General features: G+C 33.2%; 14 protein-coding genes and 2 tRNA genes. 7 read left to right on the top strand and 9 right to left on the bottom strand.

The window, feature by feature from the left end; genetic code table 11:
- Window positions 1-6353 (bottom strand): thrombospondin type 3 repeat-containing protein (locus tag AB2B44_RS07685; protein WP_369048986.1); only part of this gene is annotated, 6353 nt, incomplete at its 3' end.
- A gap of 524 nt (window positions 6354-6877) precedes the next feature.
- Between AB2B44_RS07685 and AB2B44_RS07680 the strand changes: the two genes are divergently transcribed.
- Window positions 6878-6951 (top strand) — tRNA-Thr (locus AB2B44_RS07680).
- A 258-nt stretch (window positions 6952-7209) separates the two neighbouring features.
- Here the strand turns inward: AB2B44_RS07680 and AB2B44_RS07675 are convergent.
- Window positions 7210-7291, bottom strand: a tRNA-Leu gene (locus tag AB2B44_RS07675).
- A gap of 94 nt (window positions 7292-7385) precedes the next feature.
- Between AB2B44_RS07675 and AB2B44_RS07670 the strand changes: the two genes are divergently transcribed.
- Complete coding sequence (locus AB2B44_RS07670) at window positions 7386-8780, top strand: dipeptidase (protein ID WP_369048985.1); 1395 nt, start codon at window positions 7386-7388, stop codon at window positions 8778-8780.
- 155 nt (window positions 8781-8935) lie between these two features.
- Here the strand turns inward: AB2B44_RS07670 and AB2B44_RS07665 are convergent, their stop codons facing one another.
- Both AB2B44_RS07665 and AB2B44_RS07660 read right to left on the bottom strand, forming a co-directional pair.
- Complete coding sequence (locus AB2B44_RS07665; RefSeq protein WP_369048984.1) at window positions 8936-9904, bottom strand: BT_3928 family protein; 969 nt, start codon at window positions 9902-9904, stop codon at window positions 8936-8938.
- Between the two features lie 4 nt (window positions 9905-9908).
- The gene (locus AB2B44_RS07660; RefSeq protein ID WP_369048983.1) at window positions 9909-10469 is read right to left on the bottom strand and encodes a DUF1599 domain-containing protein; all 561 of its coding nucleotides are present in this window, start codon (window positions 10467-10469) and stop codon (window positions 9909-9911) included.
- 84 nt (window positions 10470-10553) lie between these two features.
- On the opposite strand from AB2B44_RS07660, the gene folP reads away from it, so the two are divergent.
- Both folP and cdaA read left to right on the top strand, forming a co-directional pair.
- Window positions 10554-11384, top strand: a complete 831-nt coding sequence (folP, locus tag AB2B44_RS07655; RefSeq protein WP_369048982.1) for a dihydropteroate synthase — start codon at window positions 10554-10556, stop codon at window positions 11382-11384.
- A 69-nt stretch (window positions 11385-11453) separates the two neighbouring features.
- Window positions 11454-12230: a diadenylate cyclase CdaA gene (gene cdaA / locus AB2B44_RS07650; RefSeq protein WP_369048981.1), complete on the top strand. Its 777-nt coding sequence runs from the start codon at window positions 11454-11456 to the stop codon at window positions 12228-12230.
- A gap of 180 nt (window positions 12231-12410) precedes the next feature.
- Here the strand turns inward: cdaA and AB2B44_RS07645 are convergent, their stop codons facing one another.
- The 3 genes from AB2B44_RS07645 to truA all read right to left on the bottom strand — a co-directional run bounded on the left by AB2B44_RS07645 (window position 12411) and on the right by truA (window position 15477).
- Window positions 12411-12890 (bottom strand): hypothetical protein, encoded by a 480-nt coding sequence (locus tag AB2B44_RS07645; RefSeq protein WP_369048980.1) that lies wholly within the window; start codon window positions 12888-12890, stop codon window positions 12411-12413.
- Window positions 12891-12973: 83 nt separating this feature from the next.
- The gene (locus tag AB2B44_RS07640) at window positions 12974-14686 is read right to left on the bottom strand and encodes an ABC transporter ATP-binding protein (RefSeq protein ID WP_369048979.1); all 1713 of its coding nucleotides are present in this window, start codon (window positions 14684-14686) and stop codon (window positions 12974-12976) included.
- A 53-nt stretch (window positions 14687-14739) separates the two neighbouring features.
- On the bottom strand, window positions 14740-15477 hold the full coding sequence (gene truA, locus AB2B44_RS07635) for a tRNA pseudouridine(38-40) synthase TruA (protein WP_369048978.1): 738 nt from the start codon (window positions 15475-15477) through the stop codon (window positions 14740-14742).
- 61 nt (window positions 15478-15538) lie between these two features.
- On the opposite strand from truA, the gene AB2B44_RS07630 reads away from it, so the two are divergent.
- Window positions 15539-16036: a metallophosphoesterase gene (locus AB2B44_RS07630; protein WP_369048977.1), complete on the top strand. Its 498-nt coding sequence runs from the start codon at window positions 15539-15541 to the stop codon at window positions 16034-16036.
- 117 nt (window positions 16037-16153) lie between these two features.
- Here the strand turns inward: AB2B44_RS07630 and AB2B44_RS07625 are convergent, their stop codons facing one another.
- Complete coding sequence (locus AB2B44_RS07625) at window positions 16154-16588, bottom strand: DUF4293 domain-containing protein (RefSeq protein ID WP_369048976.1); 435 nt, start codon at window positions 16586-16588, stop codon at window positions 16154-16156.
- Between the two features lie 191 nt (window positions 16589-16779).
- Here AB2B44_RS07625 and rho point away from each other — a divergent pair, with 191 nt between their 5' ends.
- Window positions 16780-18432, top strand: a complete 1653-nt coding sequence (rho, locus tag AB2B44_RS07620) for a transcription termination factor Rho (protein ID WP_369048975.1) — start codon at window positions 16780-16782, stop codon at window positions 18430-18432.
- A 242-nt stretch (window positions 18433-18674) separates the two neighbouring features.
- Window positions 18675-20198, top strand: a complete 1524-nt coding sequence (locus tag AB2B44_RS07615; RefSeq protein WP_369048974.1) for a hypothetical protein — start codon at window positions 18675-18677, stop codon at window positions 20196-20198.
- 214 nt (window positions 20199-20412) lie between these two features.
- On the opposite strand, the gene AB2B44_RS07610 is transcribed toward AB2B44_RS07615, so the two are convergent.
- On the bottom strand, window positions 20413-22554 hold the full coding sequence (locus AB2B44_RS07610) for a peptidylprolyl isomerase (protein WP_369048973.1): 2142 nt from the start codon (window positions 22552-22554) through the stop codon (window positions 20413-20415).
- Between the last annotated feature and the right edge of the window lie 64 nt (window positions 22555-22618).

Raw genomic sequence — 22618 nt, 5'->3', positions numbered from 1 at the left:
ATACCATCATTATCATTGTCGGTATCTAAATAATCAGCGATACCATCTCCATCACTATCAGTAGGGTTTGATGCGTCTGAACCTACTTCAACGGCATCTGGAATACCATTACCATCACTATCCGTATCCAAATAATCAGGAATACCATCACCATCACTATCAGTAGGATTTGATGGATCTGAACCTACTTCAACAACATCTGGAATACCATCACCATCGCTATCCGTATCTTGATAATCCGGAATACCATCACCATCACTATCTATTGGATTTGATGCGTCTGAACCTACTTCAACAGCATCCGGAATACCATCACCATCACTATCCGTATCTTGATAATCAAGAATACCGTCGTTATCTGTATCTAATGGATTGGTTAAATCTAAACCTACTTCTACCGAATCAAGAATACCGTCATTATCAGAATCGGTCTCAAGATAATCAGCAATACCATCACCATCACTATCTACTGGACTCGTTGGATCTGAACCTGCCTCTACCGAATCAGGAATACCATCGCCGTCACTATCTAAATCTAAATAGTCTGGAACACCATCGTTATCGGTATCTACTGGATTAGCTGGGTCTGAACCTGCCTCTATTGCATCAGGTATACCGTCGCCATCACTATCGGTATCTAAATAATTTAATGTTGTATCACTATCAGTATCAGCTGTTGTTCCTTCTACACTGTCTGGAATACCATCGCCATCTGAATCTCCTGATGAATTTACCGTTAAATAATCAGCAACACCATCTTCATTAGAATCTACTGGATTGGTTGGGTCTGAGCCCGCTTCATCTGCATCTAATAGTCCATCACCATCACTATCGGTATCTTGATAATTAGGAATTCCATCACCATCCATATCATCATTACCTTCAATAATATCAGGAATACCATCGCCATCACTATCAGTATCTAAATAATCTGGGATACCATCACTATCGGTATCTATCAAATTCACTGAGTCTCCTACCTCTATTATATCACTTATTCCGTCATTGTCATTATCGACATCAAGATAATCTGGGATACCATCACCATCGGTATCTATAGGGTTCGTTGGGTCTATCCCTACTTCTTCTAAATCTGAAATATTATTGCCATCACTATCAATATCTTGATAATCAGGGATACCATCACCATCGGTATCTATTGGATTTGTTGGATCTGAACCTATTTCAGTAATGTCACTTACACCATCATTGTCATTGTCGGTATCTAAATAATCAGCAATACCATCGCCATCACTATCGGTTGGATTTGAGGGGTCTGAACCTACCTCTTCAGCATCGGGAATACCATTACCATCACTATCCGTATCTAAATAATCAGGGATACCATCGCCATCACTATCAGTAGGGTTTGAAGAATTTGAACCTATTTCTACTGAATCAGGAATACCATCGCCATCACTATCCGTATCTTGATAATCAGGTATACCATCACCATCAGTATCTACTGGATTGGTTGGGTCTGAACCTATTTCAATAGCATCTAGTATACCATCATTATCTGAGTCTGCATCTAAATAATCAGGAGTACCATCACCATCTGTGTCGGTTGGGGTTAATCCAGTTGGAAGAGCTTCTATAGCATCAGGGATACCATCGCCATCTGAATCTGAATCTAAATAATCAGGTATAGTGTCACCATCGGTATCTATAGGATTTGAAAGGTCTGAACCTACTTCTAAAACATCAGGAATACCATCACCATCGTTATCTGTTTCTTGAAAATCAGGAACGCCATCACTATCTGTATCTATAGGATTTGTTGGGTCTGAACCTGCTTCAAAGCTATCAAGTAACCCATCTCCATCACTATCCGTATCTAAATAATCAGGGATACCATCACCATCTGTGTCTAAAGGTGATTCTGTAGGATTACCATATTCTATACTGTCAGGAATACCATCGCCATCAGCATCGGCATCTAAATAATCGGGAACACCATCGTTATCAGTATCTACTGGATTGGTTGGATCTGAACCTGCTTCTTCAGTATCTGGAATACCATCGCCATCACTATCTAAATCTTGATAGTTAGGAATACCATCATTATCAACATCTCCCGCACCTTCAACAGCATCTGGGATACCATCACCATCTGAATCCGTTTCTTTAAAATCAGGAATACCATCACCATCAGTATCAATGGGTTGAATAGGATTACTTCCTGCCTCAACACTGTCAAGAATACCATCATCATCACTATCGGTATCTAAATAATTAGGAACAGTGTCTCCATCGGTATCAATAAGTCCATCAGGAGAATCTGGTATGCCATCACCATCACTATCTAAATCTTGATAGTTAGGAATACCATCGTTATCAACATCACCAGTACCTTCAACTGAGTCTGGAATACCATCACCATCGGTATCTAAATCGGCACTATTTTCGGTTTGATAATCAGGTACACCATCGTTATTACTATCTAAAGGATTGTTTGGATCTGGACCCGCTTCATCTACATCTAATAATCCATCACCATCACTATCCGTATCTAAATAATTTAAAATACCATCACCATCAGGGTCTCCAATTCCTTCAACAGCATCAGGGATACCGTCGCCATCACTATCCGTATCTAAATAATTTGGAATACCATCATTATCTGCATCAGCAGCTCCTTCTACAGCATCTGGAATACCATCACCATCACTGTCTAAATCTAAATAATTTGGAATACCATCATTATCGGTATCACCAGCTCCTTCAATAGCATCTGAAATACCATCGCCATCACTGTCTAAATCAGCCATGTCTGGGATACCATCACCATCTGAGTCAACTGGATTCGTTACATCAGAACCAACTTCTGTAGCATCAGGTATACCGTCGCCATCTGAATCGGTTTCTAAATAATCGGGGATACCATCATTATCAGTATCATTAGGGCTAGTAGGGTCTGCACCTACTTCGACAGCGTCTGCAATACCATCACCATCACTATCCGTATCTAAATAATCGGGGATACCATCATTATCAGTATCGGTAGGATTTGAAGGATCACTACCTACCTCAACCGCATCGGGAATACCATCACCATCACGGTCACTATTTATATCTAAATAATCGGGGGTACCATCACCATCACTATCTATTGGATTAGCAGGGTCGCTTCCAATTTCATCAACATTAAGAATACCATCACCATCACTATCGGTATCTAAATAATCAGGGATACCATCACCATCGGTATCTATCGGATTTGTTGGATCTGAACCTGCCTGTATAGCATCCGAAATACCATCGTTATTTGAGTCGGTATCTAAATAATCGGGGATACCATCGCTATCCGTATCTATAGGATTTGTTGGATCCGAACCTATTTCAGTAATGTCGCTTACACCATCATTGTCATTGTCGGTATCTAAATAGTCAGCAATACCATCGCCATCACTATCGGTTGGATTTGAGGGGTCTGCCCCTACCTCAACAGCATCGGCAACACCATTACCATCACTGTCGGTATCTAAATAATCAGGGATACCATCGCTATCCGTATCTATAGGATTAGTAGGGTCAGCCCCCACTTCAACGGCATCAGGAACACCATCACCATCACTATCGGTATCTAAAGCATCAATAACACCATCACCATCAGTGTCTACAGTACCTTCAACACTATCAAGAATTCCATCACCATCAGAGTCGGTATCTAAATAATCGGGGGTACCATCACCATCCGTATCAGTAGTACCTTCAACACTATCAGGAATACCATCGCCATCTGAATCAGTATCTAAATAATCAGGGATACCATCGCCATCTGTGTCTACAGGATTAGTAGGGTCTGCCCCTGCTTCTACAGCATCAGGGATACCATCGCCATCTGAATCTAAATCTTGAGAATTGGGTATACCATCGCCGTCAGTATCTGCCGAAGAACATTGCTCAGACAAGAAACCTCCAACCCATCCATCGTTACTATTGACAGTACTTGTTGTATTTAGGTCGTAATGCATGATTACCCCATCATAAGTACCTAATATTTTTAGCACACCATTGGCTGATTTACCTTTACCATAAGTAGCATCATCTACATCCCAAAGAGCATCATGCCCTAAATCTGCGGCATAACCCACCACCGTTTGTGAACCAACACTATTATCACTAACTAATTCTAAATTAAGAATATTGCCATTTAAATCAGTAAACCATCTTCTTCTAAAATCTACATTAGCAAAACCAAAAAGAAGACCTGTTTGAGTGGTTTCAAAATCATAAGTTACACTCCCTTTATTATTAGAAATTACTCCGTTTACTCTTCTATACAAATAGGCTCCATCAAACGGATAACCCGCAGAGCCACCACCATATGTAAGTGGATCAGGATAATTAGCATTCAAATTAATCCCTCCCATACCATCATTAGTATAGGTACAAGCGGGTGCTTCAACAGTATCAGGGATACCATCGTTATCATCATCGGGGTCATCAGCATCGGGTATGCCATCACCATCAGCATCACCTGGCGAACCTGCAGTTGGTGCTTCTAAATAATCAGGCACCCCATTACCATCAGCATCAGCTGTACCTTCAGTAGCATCAGGTGTGCCATCACCATCACTATCGGTGTCTAAATAATTAGACGTACCATCACCGTCGGTATCAACAGTACCCTCAGTTTCATCAGGTATACCATCGCCATCACTATCAACATCTAAATAGTTAGGGATATTATCAGCATCTGCATCTACAGTACCTTCTATTGCATCAGGTATACCGTCGCCGTCAGCGTCGGTATCTAAATAATTTGGTATGCCATCATTATCTGCATCAGCTACCCCTTCTTCAGCATCTGGAATGCCATCACCGTCAGCATCAGTATCTAAATAATTTGGGATACCATCATTATCTGCATCAGCTACCCCTTCTTCAGCATCTGGAATGCCATCGCCATCACTATCGGTGTCTTGAAAATCTGGGATACTATCCGAGTCAGTATCTATAGGTTGCGTTAAATCAGAACCTGCCTCAGTAGCATCAAGTATACCATCACCATCACTATCGGTTTCTTGATAATCTGGAACACCGTCGTTGTCTGAATCAATAGGATTACTTGCATCTGAACCTGCCTCTAAAGAATCAAGTATGCCATCACCATCACTATCGATGTCTAAAGCATCAATAATACCATCACCATCAGTATCTACAGGGCTTGTTGGATCTGCTCCTGCTTCAACTGAATCAGGAATACCATCGTCATCAGAATCTGTATCTAAATAATCAGGTGTACCATCACCATCGGTATCAGTAGATTCATAACGGCACTGAGATAAATTAAAAATACTGGTGTTATCGTTAGCAAGCGCTGTAAAACGCATTGCCAATGTTGTTACCCCCATAAAATTAAACTGATAATCATTATCAGCACTCAACATGGTAATGGTTGTTGAAGTTGGTGTTTGACTGTCTACTATAAAACTCTCACCATTAGGATCATCAATAGTCATATTACCATCATGGGTAAATGTCCACCGGTCAGCTTGAGCCGTATTACCTCCTAATTCAATATTTTCATTAATCGTAAAATCTGTCGGTTGATCAAATGTTAATGTAACTTCAAATTCTCCATCCTTATTTCTAGCTAAGGCGATATCTCCTGTACTGTTACCTCTTAGTTCTTTCCATGATTTATCAGCTGGAGCTATAAGATCTGTAACCGCAAGTGAAAAAGTATCTGTAGTTCCAGAATTAATAGGTCTACTTGTAAAAAGTGTACCTACAGAAGGAGTACCTGTATTGATACCACTAAAATCAAAATCTAAATCACAAATTTGAACCAATCCTTCTTCAGAATTGGGAATACCATCACCATCACAATCTCCAGTCGGAGTCATATCAGCACATTGTAATGAATAAGGATACTTCAGCTGAAGTATCGACGTATTATTATTTTTATTATATTCTAATTGCCAATCACCATTTTTACCAGTAACATTGGTAGAAGCTGCCACAGAAACGTGTAATACTTTTTCTAAATACGCAACAGCTCTTTGCCCTTTAACTCCTTTAGCAAACTCACACCCATAAATATTTACTTGGGCAACCCTACTATTACTTAGCTTTTGTTTTAAAAACTCAGCTATTTGCATAGCATTCTTCCATTCACCTTCAAGTAATAACTCTCCTGGTTTACCATGCGAAAACAATTGAAATACTTTACCGCTTTTAAAAAAGGTTATTTGTTCAAGCAAATAATCTTTTTGTGGCAAACTATTATCAATGAAAAAATTATTTTCTTTATTTGTATTATTTGATATAATACTTTTGCTAAAAGCAGCTTGGGTAAGAATAGTAAAAACACATAAAAAAGAAATAACTATGTATTTTTTCACCCTAGAGTTTATGTTAACAGCCCTTTTGTTCATAACTTACTAGTTGACAATATTTAAATCTAATTCTAAAAAAAAAGAGGATAATTAAAATATCTAACACAAATATGATATTTTTTTAAAAAAAATACAATATTTTATCTATTATTTTTAAACTTTAAGAAAAATATATATCTTTTATTAATTAACAATATCTATACTAGATTTAAGTTCAAAGATATTTACGGAAAGGCTTTAGTAAACAAAATATTAGCTCAATAGCTTTATTATAATACATAAAGTTCAAAAAAGTGTCGACGAACTGTATCGATTTATTTTCATAATAATAGTACAATTTATAAAACGACTCTCTAACTTAAATATGAAATTAGAAATCATAAAATGTATGGGTTTAAATAAGCAACCAATCTACTGCCGTAAACTATAAAGGAGAGTTGTTATTTTTTTTACGAATTATTGACTTACAAAAACAAATAAATATTTGACAAAATCAAAAATGATTTTATATTTGTAGCATCTAAAATTAAGCCGATATAGCTCAGTTGGCTAGAGCAGCTGATTTGTAATCAGCAGGTCGTGGGTTCGAGTCCCTCTATCGGCTCTTTATATACTTAACTATACACAACCCCCCTTTTTTAAAACGACACAACAATACAATACATTTTAACACCAACACCTATATTATGTGTGTTTAATCGTGTTTTTAAACACTAAAAATAAGTCCGTTTTGAATTGGGTTTTACTCCTCGCCTTTATATTTTTAAAGACTATTAAAGAAACCTAGAATATTTATCTTGGCAATACAAAATACTGTTACCCCTATAAAACAAAAGAACCCTCATTATTTGAGGGTTCTTTGTACAGGCGGAGAGACTCGAACTCTCACACCTTGCGGCACTAGATCCTAAATCTAGCGTGTCTACCAATTCCACCACGCCTGCAATCATTTTGGGTTGCAAATATAAACAATACTTAGAAATTGCAAAAAACTTCGCCATATTTTTCTATTTTTGAATACTTATTTTTTTTCTTACTATGAACGATATTAAAACTTATATCAAAAACAATCAAACTCGTTTTGTAAACGAATTAATAGAATTATTAAAAATACCTTCTGTAAGTGCCGATTCTGCTTACTCCCAAGATGTATTAAATACTGCTGATGCAGTTAAAAAAAGTCTTGAAAAAGCAGGGTGCGATACCGTAGAAATTTGCGAAACACCTGGCTATCCGATTGTATATGGCGAAAAAATAATTGATCCTAATTTACCAACTGTTTTGGTATATGGGCATTACGACGTACAACCACCAGACCCTACAAACCTGTGGGACTCTCCTCCTTTTGAACCTGTTATTAAAAAAACTAAAACACATCCTGAAGGAGCAATTTTTGCTCGTGGTGCTTGCGATGATAAAGGGCAAATGTATATGCATGTAAAAGCCCTAGAATATATGTCTAATTCAGGAAACCTACCATGTAATATAAAGTTTATGATTGAGGGCGAAGAAGAAGTAGGTTCTGAAAGTTTAGCGTGGTTTGTGCCAAGAAATAAAGAAAAATTAGCCAACGATGTCATTTTAATTTCTGATACTGGAATGATTGCCAACAACATCCCGTCAATTACAACTGGGTTACGTGGCTTAAGTTATGTTGAGGTAGAAGTTACAGGACCTAATCGAGATTTACATTCTGGGTTATATGGTGGCGCTGTAGCTAACCCTATTAATATTTTAACTAAAATGATTGCTTCTTTACACGACGAAAACAACCATATTACCATTCCAGGGTTTTATGATAAAGTTGAAGAATTGTCTCGTAAAGAACGTGATGAAATGGCCAAAGCTCCCTTTTCTTTAGAAGCATACAAAAAAGCTTTAGCTATTAATGATGTGTACGGTGAAATGGGATACACCACTAACGAACGCACCTCTATTCGACCAACTCTAGATGTTAACGGAATTTGGGGAGGATACACTGGCGAGGGTGCCAAAACAGTTATCCCCTCTAAAGCCTACGCCAAAATATCAATGCGCTTAGTACCCAACCAAGATTGGAAAGAAATTGCCGAATTATTTAAAAATCACTTTGAAAGCATTGCTCCAAAATCAGTAACAGTTACTGTAAAACCACATCACGGCGGTCAAGGGTATGTAACTCCAATTAATTATACTGGTTACCAAGCGGCAAGCAAAGCTTACGAAAAAACATTTGGCACTACCCCTATTCCACAACGTAGTGGCGGTAGTATTCCTATTGTTGCTTTATTTGAAAAAGAATTGAAAAGTAAAACTATTTTAATGGGGTTTGGATTAAATTCAGATGCTATTCATTCACCTAACGAACATTTTGGTGTATGGAATTACTTAAAAGGAATTGAAACCATACCTTATTTTTATAAATATTTTACAGAGCTATCAAAGCAATCTTAATAAATAAATTAAAATAGCCTTAAGCAATTAGTAATTAATTTTTTTAATTGCTTAAGGCGACTTCTTTATTTTCTAGTTTCTACAACCTACTATCAATCTTTGTTAAATTTCTAATAAGTTTTAGACTAACTGATTTTTATATAAAATATAACACCTTATAATTTAATATCATCGGCATCATTCCAGCTCCATTTTCCAGTAACTGTTCCCTTATTCAAAATCACAATCCCAGGATTTGCACGAATTATCGTTTTAAGAGTCGTTTGATCACAAAATAAAAATTCAAAAGGTAAATCGTATTTATTTTGAGCTAGTACTAAATCGTCTTCAAACGAAGCCGAAACCCCATAAACTGTATAACCTTTTATTATAGCCTGATCAGCTAATCTTTTAACTTTAGCAAACCCCTCTGTCGCTGCTTTATCTAAATCGTAAACAACAACCAACATTAATTTGTCTTTAGCTAATAGTTCATTGGTTAAATCACCATCAACACCTTCTAAAGTAAAATCGTGTATCGGCGGAATTTTACCGTCACCCTTATATCGCATACCTTCGGTAATATTTTTACCTATTGCGTAAGGACGAAAATCTACTATGGGCAAGTGAGTTAACACATGATAGGTTATATATAAAAAGCTAAATACAGAAAGATAAGTAATTGCTGCACCTATTTTTTTAGAAAACAATGGTTTTATATCTTTTACTCTTATAATTAAGAAGATAATCAGCCCTATTAAAATAACATTTTTATAAAAAGTTTCCCAAGTTGATAACTTAACAGCATCACCAAAACAACCACAATCGGTTACTTTATTATAGTAAGCAGAATACCACGTTAAAAATAAAAATATCAACGTTAAAAAAAACAAACTTCTAACCGTAAATTTACGCTTATACCCTATTAACAACATTACACCTAAAGTAATTTCAGTAATAATCAATAGAATAGAAAAAGGCAACGCATACGGAATTAAAAATTCTAAATTTAAAACATCCGCACTAAAATACTCTTCAAATTTATACTGCGACCCTATAGGATCTACTAATTTTACAAATCCAGAAAAAATAAATAATACAGCGACTATAAATCGTGAAATATTAGTTAGAACTTTTAAAAACATCGGTTTATTTTTTTATTGTTTTATTTTCAAACTCATTTATGTGAATTATGGCAAATACAGCATAATTAATCATATCTTGATAATTAGCATCGATACCTTCAGAAACAAGCGTTTTTCCTTTATTATCTTCAATTTGTTTTACCCGCAATAATTTTTGCAAAATCAAATCGGTTAATGAAGACACCCTCATTTCTCGCCACGCCTCACCATAATCATGGTTTTTATTTTCCATTAATTTTTTAGTAAGCGCACTATGCTTATCATACAATGCCAGTGCTTCTTTGACTGTTATATCTGGTTGATCAACCACCCCTAACTCTAACTGAATCAAAGCGATAATTGAATAATTAATAATACCTATAAATTCTGACTTTTCATCTTCATCTACTTTACGCGTTTGATTTTCTTGTAGCTGCCTGATACGTTGTGCCTTAATAAATATTTGATCGGTTAACGAAGGCAACCTTAAAATTCGCCATGCGCTACCGTAATCTTCCATCTTTTTTGCAAACAACGACCTGCACACTTCAATTACGTCTTTGTATTGTTTAGCGGTATTTTGCATCTTATTTTTTAAAAGTAACGTGTAAAAATAGTAAATCTTAAAAGCATTTCGTTTATTTTTACCATTAATTTTACATCTACTAAAATGACTATAAATTGTAAAGGAAAACTCATAACGCTAACCTCACCTAAAGTAATGGGAATTTTAAACCTTACACCCGATTCTTTTTTTGATGGTGGAAAGTATAAAAACGACCGTGATTTTCTTTTACAAACAGAAAAAATGCTTAACGAAGGGGCAACATTTATCGACCTAGGTGCTTATTCTTCACGTCCAAACGCAGCTCATGTTTCAGAAACCGAAGAATTAAAAAGAATTGTTCCAATAGTCAATTTATTATTAAAAAATTTTCCTGAAATTATCATTTCTATCGATACTTTTAGAAGCAGCGTTGCTAATGAAACTATAAATGCTGGCGCAGCTATTGTTAACGATATTTCTGCTGGAAACTTAGACAAAAACATGTTTAAAACCATCGCTAAGCTACAAGTACCCTACATTATAATGCATATGCAAGGCACTCCACAAACAATGCAGCAAAACCCAACATATAAAAATATAACTTTAGAAATAGCTTCATTTTTTTCAAAAAAACTAAATCAATTACACCAACTAAAAGTTAACGATGTAATTATAGACGTAGGATTTGGTTTTGGAAAAACCATTGCACATAATTTTGAATTATTAAAAAACATGGCGTATTTTAAAAAAGTGAACGCGCCTATTTTAGTTGGTATTTCACGTAAATCCATGCTATACAAACCACTAAAGATAAGCCCTAAAGAAGCCCTAAATGCTACTACAGCAGCCCATACAATAGCTTTGCTTAACGGTGCAAATATACTAAGAGTACACGATGTAAAAGAAGCCATTGAAACCATTAAAATTACAGAACAATTAAACCAATTTGCCTAAAGCCTACTAAATGTATTTTAATTTAATTATCAAGTAATTTTGTACATTTACCAAAACACTATTTAGTTAATGTTAGATTTTATCAATTTTTCTTTCTTAGACGTATTAGATATTTTTTTAGTAGCTATTTTACTCTATTATATATATAAACTACTAAAAGGCACCGTTGCTATTAATATTTTTATCGGAATTGCTTTTATCTTCATTATTTGGAAAGTAACCCAAGCTTTAAAAATGGAAATGCTTAGCGGCATTTTAGGATATTTACTTTCTGGCGGAGTAATTGCTTTAATCATTGTTTTTCAACAAGAAATTCGAAAATTTTTATTAATGATTGGCACTACTAATTTTTCTAAACGCAGCTTTTTTAAACAATTGCGATTTTTACATTCAGAAATACATACCGAAACAGATGTTACAACACTAATTAACACCTCTGTAAACCTATCAAAAACTAAAACAGGAGCTTTAATAGTAATTGAGCGAACTAATAATTTAGATTTTTTAATTAACACTGGCGATAAAATGAATGCGCTAGTAAACGAGGCTATCTTAGAAAGTATTTTTTACAAAAACAGCCCGTTACATGATGGAGCTACTATTATTCGAGATAATTACATTGTTGCTACACGGGTTATTTTACCAGTTTCTAACAGCACAAAAATTCCTGCTCGTTTTGGATTACGACATAGAGCAGGTATAGGCGTTACTGAAAAAACAGATGCTTTATGTATTGTGGTTTCAGAAGAAACAGGAGAAATATCGTACATAAAAGATGGCGAATTTATTTTGTACGACACTATTGAAAAACTTACCGAAAAACTACGGGAAGATTTAACTGAATAAAATTGTTTGAAAAAATCTAAATGCTTTGACTTTTTTCTACAGAAAACAATACAAACCACTTCGTTTTTTTTTTGTTACTTATTACATATCGTAATAATCTACCACCACTAAACAGTATTTATTTAAATAAAAAAAGGTTCTCTTTTTCGAGAACCTTTTTAAAAGCTAATTTTTTAAAAATTATTGAGCAGGCGCCATTTTAGATTGAATAGCAGTTAAAACACTTTTGTATTTTGCTAATTCAGTAGCGTCTAATTTAGAAGCTAATTCTTTACCTTTTTCTAATAATTCTTTACCTTTAGAAGCAAGTTCTGATATTTTTGCTACATTACCGTTTGCTGCAATATACTCTTTAGCATATGCTGCATAATCAGCTAAATTTTTTGCAACTTCAGGATTTGAAAATTCAGGAATTTCAATTCCTTCTAATATTTGCCCAGAAACAGCATCTTTTGCCGCATCTACTGCATCTCCGGCAGCATCTACCGCATCCCCTGCAGTTTCTTTTACAGCACTAGCTGCGTCTTTTGTAGCATCTACTGCTTTGTCAGCAGCTTCTACAGTTGCGTCTTTTAAGTCTTGTGCGCTTTTTTTTGCTTGCTTACAAGAAACTGCTAATAACGAACTAGCAATTAAAACAGATAAAATTACTTTTTTCATTCTTTTGATTTTTTTTTAAAGTTTTTAGATTGATTAGCAAATTTAAAAGAAACTTTAAGTTTAACAAATAATATCTCGTTTTTTTAAGCCACTTGAGTACTAAATTGTTTTTTATACAAGTTTTTATAATACCCGTTAGGTCTATTTAATAATTCTTTATGAGTACCTTGTTCAACAATTTCACCATTATCCATTACAATAATTTGATTCGCTTTCTTAACCGTTGCCAATCTATGCGCAATAATTATCGAAGTTCGTTCTTTAGTAATTTTATCGGTAGCATACTGTATCATTTGTTCTGCATGCACATCAACAGACGACGTAGCCTCATCTAAAATTAACACTCTCGGATTAGTTACATAAGCTCTTAAAAACGCAATAAGTTGTCTTTGTCCAGAAGACAACATTGCTCCGCGTTCTTTTACCTTATAATAATACCCTTCAGGCAAACTCGTAATAAACTCATGGATACCAATTTGTTTAGCAGCCAACTCAACTTGTTCTAAGGTAATTTGCTCATCCTTTAACGTAATGTTATTTAAAATCGTATCTGAAAATAAAAAAACATCTTGTAACACCACAGCTATTTTATGTCGAAGCGATTCTATATCATACTCTTCTACTGGAATTTTATCTACACTAATTGTACCGCTATCAATTTCATAAAAACGATTTATTAAATTAATAATAGTTGATTTTCCAGCACCAGTAGCCCCTACAATAGCAACTGTTTGCCCTTTTTTTACTGAAAAAGAAACATTTTTTAAAACTTCTTCTTCTTTAACGTAGCTAAAACAAACGTTTTTAAATTCAATTGCGCCTTGTATGTTATCAGCTAAAATAAGTCCGTTTTTATCAATAGAACTCTCTGTATCTAACACTTTAAAAACACGTTCTCCTGCAACAATACCCATTTGTAATTGATTAAATTTATCGGCAATTTGTCGCAAAGGTCTAAATAGCATTTGTGCCATTTTTATAAATCCCACAATAGCTCCAATAGTAACTGTATTGTCTTCAACAATTTGAAAACCGCCATACCAAACTATTAACCCTATAGCAATAGATGATAAAATTTCTGCAATTGGAAAAAAAATAGAGTAATACCAAACTGTTTTTACATTTGCTCTTTTTTGCCGATTGTTTATTTGCATAAAATTTTCGTACTCTATGCTTTCTCGATTAAACAATTGCACAATTTTCATACCTGTAATACGCTCTTGCACAAACCCGTTTAAATTAGCAACTTGATTACGAACCTCTTGAAAGGTAGCTTTAATAGCAATTTGAAAAAGTTTGGTCGCATAAATTAAAACAGGTAATACCGCTAATGCAATTAATGCTAATCGCCAATTTATATATAACATTACAGCGGCTACTGCTACCATTTTTAATATATCACTTATAATCATAAACAAGCCCTGTGTAAAAAAGCTTGAAATGGCTTCAACATCCGAAACAACTCGTGTTACTAATTTACCTACCGAAGTTTTGTCGAAATACGACATTTTAAATGTTAAAATATGGCGAAACACTTTTGTTCTAATATCACAGATAATGTTTTGACCAACCCAATTGGCATAAAAAATAAACGTAAACTGCAATAGTACCTCAATTAATAACACTACTAACATCAAAAGCACGTAGTTTAGTAGCTGCTTAAAATCTTTTGTAGTTGAAAAATCATTAACCGCAATAACTAAAATTGCGGGTCGAGCTGCTGAAAACACAGCTAATAAAATAGCTGACAAAGAAGCTACCGAAAACTTTAAACGGTAACCTTTTGCAAAGCTCATAAGCCTTGTAAAAATTTTTATATCGAATGCTTTTCCTGAACTATCGGCCACAACTAGGGTATAAAATCATAGGTTATTTTTGACAAAAATAAGCCTTTTGCTGGAACTGATAACCCAGCATTACTTCTATTTTTACTTTCAATAATTTTTCTAAAATCTTCTACTGAAATTTTACCAAACCCTACATCTAACAAAGTACCAACAATAGCTCTTACCATATTGCGTAAAAATCGATTGGCTGTTATATAAAAAGTAAGCTCATTACCCTCTAAAACCCATTGCGCATTAGTAACATCGCAATTAAAGGTGTATACATCTGTTTTTACTTTAGAAAAACTTTCAAAATCGGAATATTGCAACAATAAATCACTAGCTTTATTCATTAAAGCTACATTGGGTTTTAATGAGTGTATTTGCCATGCGGTTTCTAATAAAAACGGATTACGACCTAACCATATTTTATATTCGTAACTTCTACTTACGGCATCAAATCGAGCATGAGAATCATCTTTTACCAAAAAAAAAGCATTAACTACAATATCATTAGGCAATACCGAATTACATTTATAAATAAAATTTTCTTGTATTTTTTTTTCTACATCAAAATGCGCAAACATTTGTGAAGCATGTACTCCTGTATCGGTTCTACCTGCTCCAACCACATTAACCGCTGTTTGTAAAACAATACTTAGTGCTTTGTTTATTTCGGCTTGTACCGAGTTAGCATCGGGTTGTATTTGCCAACCATGATAATTTTTTCCGAAATACGAAAGCTCAATAAAATAACGCAAATATGTAATTTTTAAAAGTTCAAAATTACGGATTTTATTTTGTTCTTTGTACTTTCGTTTTGTGAAGAAAATCTTATTACTTTCAGATACACATAGCTATATTGATGCTCAAATTTTAAAATTTGTCAAACAAGTTGATGAAGTATGGCATGCTGGTGATATTGGTGATTTAACGGTTACTGACACCATTAAAAAACTAAAACCGTTACGTGCTGTATATGGTAATATTGATAATAAAGAGGCTCGTATAGAGTTTCCGTTAGATAATAAATTTGTTGTTGAGCAGGTTACTGTTTGGATGACACATATAGGCGGATATCCACCAAACTACAACAAACGGGTAAAAAGAGAACTACAAACACACCCGCCTAAAATATTTATTTCTGGACACTCACATATTTTAAAAATTCAATTTGATAAAAATTTAAATTTATTACATCTAAACCCTGGCGCTTCGGGTAAATATGGTTTTCATACCGTTAGAACCATGCTACGTTTTGAACTTAACAAAGGTGAAATTAAAAACATGGAAATTATTGAACTTGCTAAGAATATCTAATTTTTAAGTATTAAAATTACACGCTAAAATTGACTGATAACTTTAATGTATAGATGTAAAAAAACCGAAACAAAAGTTTCGGTTTTTTTTCGCACTAAATATACTAAGATGTTAGGTTTATCGCAATCTATCAACAGATTTTACAAGATCTTCGTCCTTTTTAATGGCCCTGTTTGCTAAAACTAATAGCAAAACAACAATAACAGGTAAAAACATCCCAATACCCTTCTCTGAAATCGAAACTTCTCCAGGTAACATTTGTGATACATATATCAATATTCCTAATAAAAAAAGATTAATCAACATATTTAAACGCCCTAATACAAATTGTAACTTTCTATCTTTAAATAAAAAGATTGTTATAAACGATAATAAGGCTGAAATAAAAAATAATACTGGAATTATTTTTTTTATAAATAAATCACTCGAAAACAAATCGCACACAAACACTTTAGTTTGATTACCATTTACCCATAAATCTATAAAAAAAACAAGCCCTCCAGAAACAAAACTTGCTAACAATAAATATATAGATTGAATTCTCTGTATCATTTTTTATAACTGAAAGGCAAAAATAACGCTTTCTTTTTAATAAAGAAACTTTGCATATTAAAATAATTGTATATATTTGCTTCATAATTAAAACCACACCATTTGCTATTGAACGACACTTGTTCAATACATTTTCAAAGAATTTAACCTCTCTTTTCTTAAAAAAATTTTATTAAAATAATTTACATATAATGTTCGAAATAGAAGAACTAAAAGCAAAAACACTTGTTGATTTACAACAAATTGCAAAAACTATTGGCTTAAAAAAAACTAGTCAATTAAAAAAATTAGATTTGGTTTATCAAATTTTAGATACACAAGCCGAAACTTCAGACAATTCTGCTAAAAAAGAAACGGCAAAAACAGAAAAACCAAAAAGAAAACGAGTTGCAAAACCCGCAGCCGAAAAAAAAGAAACTACTACAGCGGTTATTGAAAAACAAACTACCTTACCTATAGAAGAAACCGCAAAAAAAACAGCTGACACCCCAAAACAAAAAACGAAAAAGCAACCGCAAACAACTAACAACAAACCGCGAAACAACGGTCAGCAAAATAATAACCAACAGAATAACAACCAACAAAACAATAACCAACAGAATAACAACCAACAAAACAATAACCAACAAAATAACGGCCAACAAAACAACAAAAACAGAAATAATAATAAGAAAAATCAGAACTTAAGTCATAAAAGCGGCAATAAATTTCGCGACCCTGACTTTGAATTTGATGGCATTATTGAAAGTGAAGGCGTATTAGAAATGATGCCTGATGGGTACGGTTTTTTACGTTCATCAGACTATAATTATTTATCATCGCCAGATGATATTTATGTATCGCAATCACAAATAAAACTATTTGGTTTAAAAACTGGTGATACCGTAAAAGGAAATGTACGCCCCCCAAAAGAAGGTGAAAAATACTTTCCGCTAATTAGAGTATCTAAAATAAATGGACTAAACCCCAACATTGTTCGCGATCGAATTTCATTTGAACATTTAACACCTTTATTTCCACAAGAAAAATTTAATTTAGCTGAAAAAGGACATTCTCTTTCAACTAGAATTATCGATTTGTTTTCACCTATTGGTAAAGGGCAACGTGGTATGATTGTAGCTCAACCAAAAACGGGTAAAACAATGTTATTAAAAGACATTGCTAATGCTATAGCCTCTAATCATCCTGAGGTATACCAAATTGTACTTTTAATTGATGAACGCCCTGAAGAAGTTACTGACATGCAACGTAGCGTTAAAGGTGAAGTTGTTGCTTCTACCTTTGACGAACCTGCCGAAAAACATGTTAAAGTGGCAAATATAGTATTAGAAAAAGCAAAACGATTGGTAGAATGTGGTCATGATGTTGTTATTTTATTAGACTCTATAACCCGTTTAGCAAGAGCCTACAATACTGTAGCTCCTGCTTCAGGAAAAATTTTATCAGGAGGTATTGATGCCAATGCTCTTCATAAACCTAAACGTTTTTTTGGTGCTGCACGTAATATAGAAGGCGGCGGTTCTTTAACTATTATCGCTACTGCACTTACCGAAACTGGATCTAAAATGGACGAAGTGATTTTTGAAGAATTTAAAGGTACGGGTAATATGGAGCTTCAGTTAGATCGTAATATTGCCAACCGTAGAATTTATCCTGCTATTGATTTAATTAAATCAAGTACCCGTAGAGATGATTTATTATTAGACGATAAAACGGTACAACGTATGTGGGTATTACGTAAATATTTAGCAGATATGAATCCTATTGAAGCGATGGAATTTATTAATGATAAAATAAAATTTTCTCGTAGTAATGAAGAATTTTTAATTTCTATGAATGGTTAAAAACTAAAATTCTTTTAAAAAAGGATTAAAATTACTCGGCTAAATTGAAAAAAGAAAAATTAAATACACACAACATAACTACATGATAACGAGCAATCTGACACGTTAAAACAACGTGATAGATTGCTCTTTTTTTTATTTTTTTGATACTTTTACAAAATAATTTTTTATCATCAACATAGTTATACCCCTCTTATCTTATCATTTTTTAATGATTAATATAAATAACAAAAAATATGCTTTTGAAAACAAAAATAATTCTAATCTCATTTTTACTAGTCACCTGCTCTGACATAAGTATAGAAAACAATGCAATTACTGAAGACAATATTGAAGAAAAAATAAAAAAATTTTATTTTTCTAAAGACGACCCTGTAGATGAAAATAATGAGTTTGCCAATTACATTAAAAATCACAAAATAAAAATAACGAATCCTGTTATAATTAGTATTTTAAAATTAATGGAAGGCAATAAGAGGCTTTCTTCAAGAGAGTATAAAGAAGCTGATGAATTCTACAAAGAGGCTCTCGAGGTGGTAAAAAAACATAAAATAGGCGGATTACTTTTAGTACATTGCTACGTTTCTTTAGGAATAACAGAAAGAAAAGATCTTAAAAAAAGTCTTGCTTTATCATATGCCGCTTTACAAGAACTTGAAAAAATGGAAGAAAGTGAGCGAAAAAACAAAGAAAAAATGGACTTGTATTACAACATCGCATCAAGGCATTTTTTCGATAAAAATTGGACTGCAGCAATTGAAAAATCAAGTAAGGCAATAGATTTTACTGAAGAAAAAAAAATAATTTATAGCGGGGTTAAATACTTACACAATTTCATAGCGCTAAGCCATCAAAATTTAGGTGACTATGATTCTGCTCAACAAGCCTTAAAAAAAGCTATCGAAAAAACTGACCCAAAAGATTATGTTTCGTTAACTTACATACACGATTGCCATGCAAAACTGTACGAAGACATCGGAAATTATAAACTAGCTTACCAACACATTGTTTTAGCTAAAGAAAACCAAAAATTTTACCAACAAAATCGAATTAATATTATAAATGAGATAAAAAATAAAGAATTAATTTTAAAATCTGAAATTGCTAATAGCAGAAAAAAAATAATACAGCAGCAAAAAACAGTATTGTATGCTAGTATTTTATTTTTACTATTCAGTTTACTTTTTGTAACTCGATTAATTCTCTTATCAAACAAAATAAAAAAACGAAATAATAAAATCTTCAGCTTAAATGGCAAACTACGCCATTTAGTTACAAACTTAGAAAAAACCAATACTAAACTAGAAAAAAAGAACACAGAGGTCTCTAATTTATTAGACGTAAACAATCGTATGTTATTTTCTAAAGTTTTAAAAATATCTACTTATAATGATACCATTAGCATGCTAACAAGTGAAGTTAGTAATTTAATTAAAAACAATAAAAGCATCGAAGTTAATAAGCTATTACATATCGAAAAATCATTACTTGTTTTAATAGAAGAAAATGCTTTATGGAAAGAATTTAAACTGCAATTTGAGAAAATGCATCCCGACTTTTTTACGAAACTAAAAAAAATTGCGCCTAATCTTTCTGTTAATGACCTTAAACATTGCGCCTACATTGTATCTAAACTTAAAACTAAAGAAGTTGCTAATTTAATTAATGTTTCAACACGAAGTGTAGAAACCACACGTTATCGAATTAAGAAAAAAATTGGATTAAAAAATAACCAAAATTTATTCGATTTTCTACATGCTATTTAGTTTAATAGTATTGTTTATTTAAATGAAATAATCATCAGTTTTTTAAACGCTATTTTCTTAAGCAACCACAAAATATTTAGCAAAAAGTAAATAAAATAAACCTATTTGTTTTTGTAAGACAGGTATTGGTAAAAGGTATTAAAAGACACTATATTCCATAAAAAAACCTCACATGCTTTGTGAGGTTTTATACTATAATTTATTTTTTAATTGTTTACTGAATTCCGTAAAAATTAGAAATATTATCTTCAACATTTAATGCGCTTTTTAAGGCGTTATACATGGCAAAAGATTCTCCTTTTCTTTCGCTTGCTATACGATTTCTATATGAATCATAATTAGGTAAAGAAGGTGGTAACGTTCGTTTTGTAACTACAAAAGCAAATACCCCTTTATTACCTTCAATGCCTTTATACAACTCGTTTTCTTTTGCATATTGCATTGCCGCAACCACATTAGGCTCATTACCCACACCAGAAATTGTAGGAGACGCTAAAGTAACATCAGACATTTGTTTAACCATCTGTTTATTATTTTGCGCAATATCACCTAGTGTAGCACCATTAATCTTACTGTTAATCAATTCGGTTTTCTTTTGCTTAGTAAGTATAGGACGAACCGAAGTTATTGCTTTTTCAACAGGCATTAAACCTTCTTCTGTTTTGGCTGTTACAGTAGCAACTACATAACCTTTATCGGTATCAAAACGTTTAAAACTACCCACTTCAGAATCAGCATCAAATGCCCAATTAATTATTTGTCGTTGGTTACCTAAACCTGTAATATTTTCATCTAACGCCTTAATACCTATAACTGGATTAGAATTTAATTTTTTTTCTGAAACTACATCGTCAAATTTTTTGCCATTAGAAACTTCTAATGCAAATGTTTCTGCTTCTTGAAAAATTGCATTTTCTGTTTCTTCTGATGCTTCTATTTTACGGGCATAAGTAGCTAACTTTACAGCTTTTTCAATATTTTTTTGATTTTGAATTTTAACAATATGAAAACCAAATTGTGTTTTTACCACACCTAAATCTCCAGTTTTATGTGTAAAACAATAATCTCTAAACTCAGGAACCATACGAGAGTATGTAAACCAACCTAGCTCACCACCTTTATCAGCATTTGATTTATCTACTGAAAACTGTTTTGCTAAATCGTTAAATTTACTTGGGCTTTGCTTTACAACAGCTAAAATACTATCGGTTGTTTTCTTTGCTGCTGCTTCGTTTTGTTTTGTTTCGGCAGTAGCAGAACGAGAACCTAAAAACGGAATTAAAATATGGCTTGCTTTAACCGAATCTGGCATTTTGGTAATTTCTGTTATTTTAGAAATTTTAAAATAATCGCCCTCTTTATAAGGTCCAAAAACATCACCTTTATTTCCACTCATAACTTTATCTGCAATTTGAGCGTTTATTTCGTTTTTAAATTTAAATGTATCATCTAAAGAAATATCGGATTTGTTTTCTTCTAAAAAGCCAACATAATCTTCTGTGTTTTTTAATCCTTTTATGGTTACATCTCCTTTGGTAACACTGCTATATTCTTGTCTATCATCAATTAATTTTGCCACCTCTTTTTTTATAGCTTCTTCATCTTTTGGGGTAGCTTTAATAATAAAATTAACATACTTAATATCTCTAGACTCTTTTACTTGATAATCTGCTTTATGATTATCTATGTATTTTTGTACATCGCTTTTTTTAATGGTAATTAAACTGTCTGCTATTGAAGTGTACGGTATATAAACATATTGCCCTGTAATTCTAGTATTTTCAGTTAAATACTTAGTTTCGCCTTCTTTTAAAGAAGCTCCTAAACCATTTAATACTAAATTATTATACGTAGTTCGTTCTAAGTTCTCTTTAATAGATAACATAAAATTTTGCCATCCTGCCCAACTAGCTTGTTGAGCTGGGTCATCTTTCATCGTTGCTAAAAACTCTTTAAATTTATCTTTATCAAATAAACCCGCTGTTAAAAATCTTGGATTATCTTTTACACTTGGCGTCTCATACAATGCATTCATTATATCTTGCTCGCCAATAGTAACACCTGCTTTAGCTAATTGTATTTCATAAATTTTTTTTCGCACTAAGTTATCCCATACCGTTTTAGCCGCTTGCATTTCTGAAACTCGATTACCTACCTGAGCTTTATAAGCGTCTAATGCTTGTGCAAATTCTTGGCGAGAAATTGTTTCGCCATCTACATTACCTACCTCATTTACTTTGTTTGCTTTAAAAAATTTTTCTAACGAAGACGGGTTTAATACAAAAGCAAAAAGTGCTAACCCAACAATAGCTATTAAAATAATTGGTTTTTGTCTAATATCTGATAAAATTGCCATACCACATTTGATTTATTTTCAGTTGGCGAATATACAATTTGGGTTTGTAAAATGCAATGTTTTA

It is taken from the genome of Tenacibaculum sp. UWU-22, from assembly GCF_041021355.1.
Taxonomy (GTDB): Bacteria; Bacteroidota; Bacteroidia; order Flavobacteriales; family Flavobacteriaceae; genus Polaribacter.
The sequence above is the reverse complement of the archived record's forward strand: the minus strand, read 5'-3'. Positions and strand labels throughout refer to the sequence as shown.

What these genes read in the sequence shown, in the direction of transcription:
- AB2B44_RS07670 (WP_369048985.1), top strand. Translation starts at nt 7,386, where the DNA reads ATGAACGATATTAAAACTTATATCAAAAACAATCAAACTCGTTTTGTA.
- AB2B44_RS07665 (WP_369048984.1), bottom strand. Translation starts at nt 9,904, where the DNA reads ATGTTTTTAAAAGTTCTAACTAATATTTCACGATTTATAGTCGCTGTA.
- AB2B44_RS07660 (WP_369048983.1), bottom strand. Translation starts at nt 10,469, where the DNA reads ATGCAAAATACCGCTAAACAATACAAAGACGTAATTGAAGTGTGCAGG.
- folP (WP_369048982.1), top strand. Translation starts at nt 10,554, where the DNA reads ATGACTATAAATTGTAAAGGAAAACTCATAACGCTAACCTCACCTAAA.
- cdaA (WP_369048981.1), top strand. Translation starts at nt 11,454, where the DNA reads ATGTTAGATTTTATCAATTTTTCTTTCTTAGACGTATTAGATATTTTT.
- AB2B44_RS07645 (WP_369048980.1), bottom strand. Translation starts at nt 12,890, where the DNA reads ATGAAAAAAGTAATTTTATCTGTTTTAATTGCTAGTTCGTTATTAGCA.
- AB2B44_RS07640 (WP_369048979.1), bottom strand. Translation starts at nt 14,686, where the DNA reads ATGAGCTTTGCAAAAGGTTACCGTTTAAAGTTTTCGGTAGCTTCTTTG.
- AB2B44_RS07625 (WP_369048976.1), bottom strand. Translation starts at nt 16,588, where the DNA reads ATGATACAGAGAATTCAATCTATATATTTATTGTTAGCAAGTTTTGTT.
- rho (WP_369048975.1), top strand. Translation starts at nt 16,780, where the DNA reads ATGTTCGAAATAGAAGAACTAAAAGCAAAAACACTTGTTGATTTACAA.
- AB2B44_RS07610 (WP_369048973.1), bottom strand. Translation starts at nt 22,554, where the DNA reads ATGGCAATTTTATCAGATATTAGACAAAAACCAATTATTTTAATAGCT.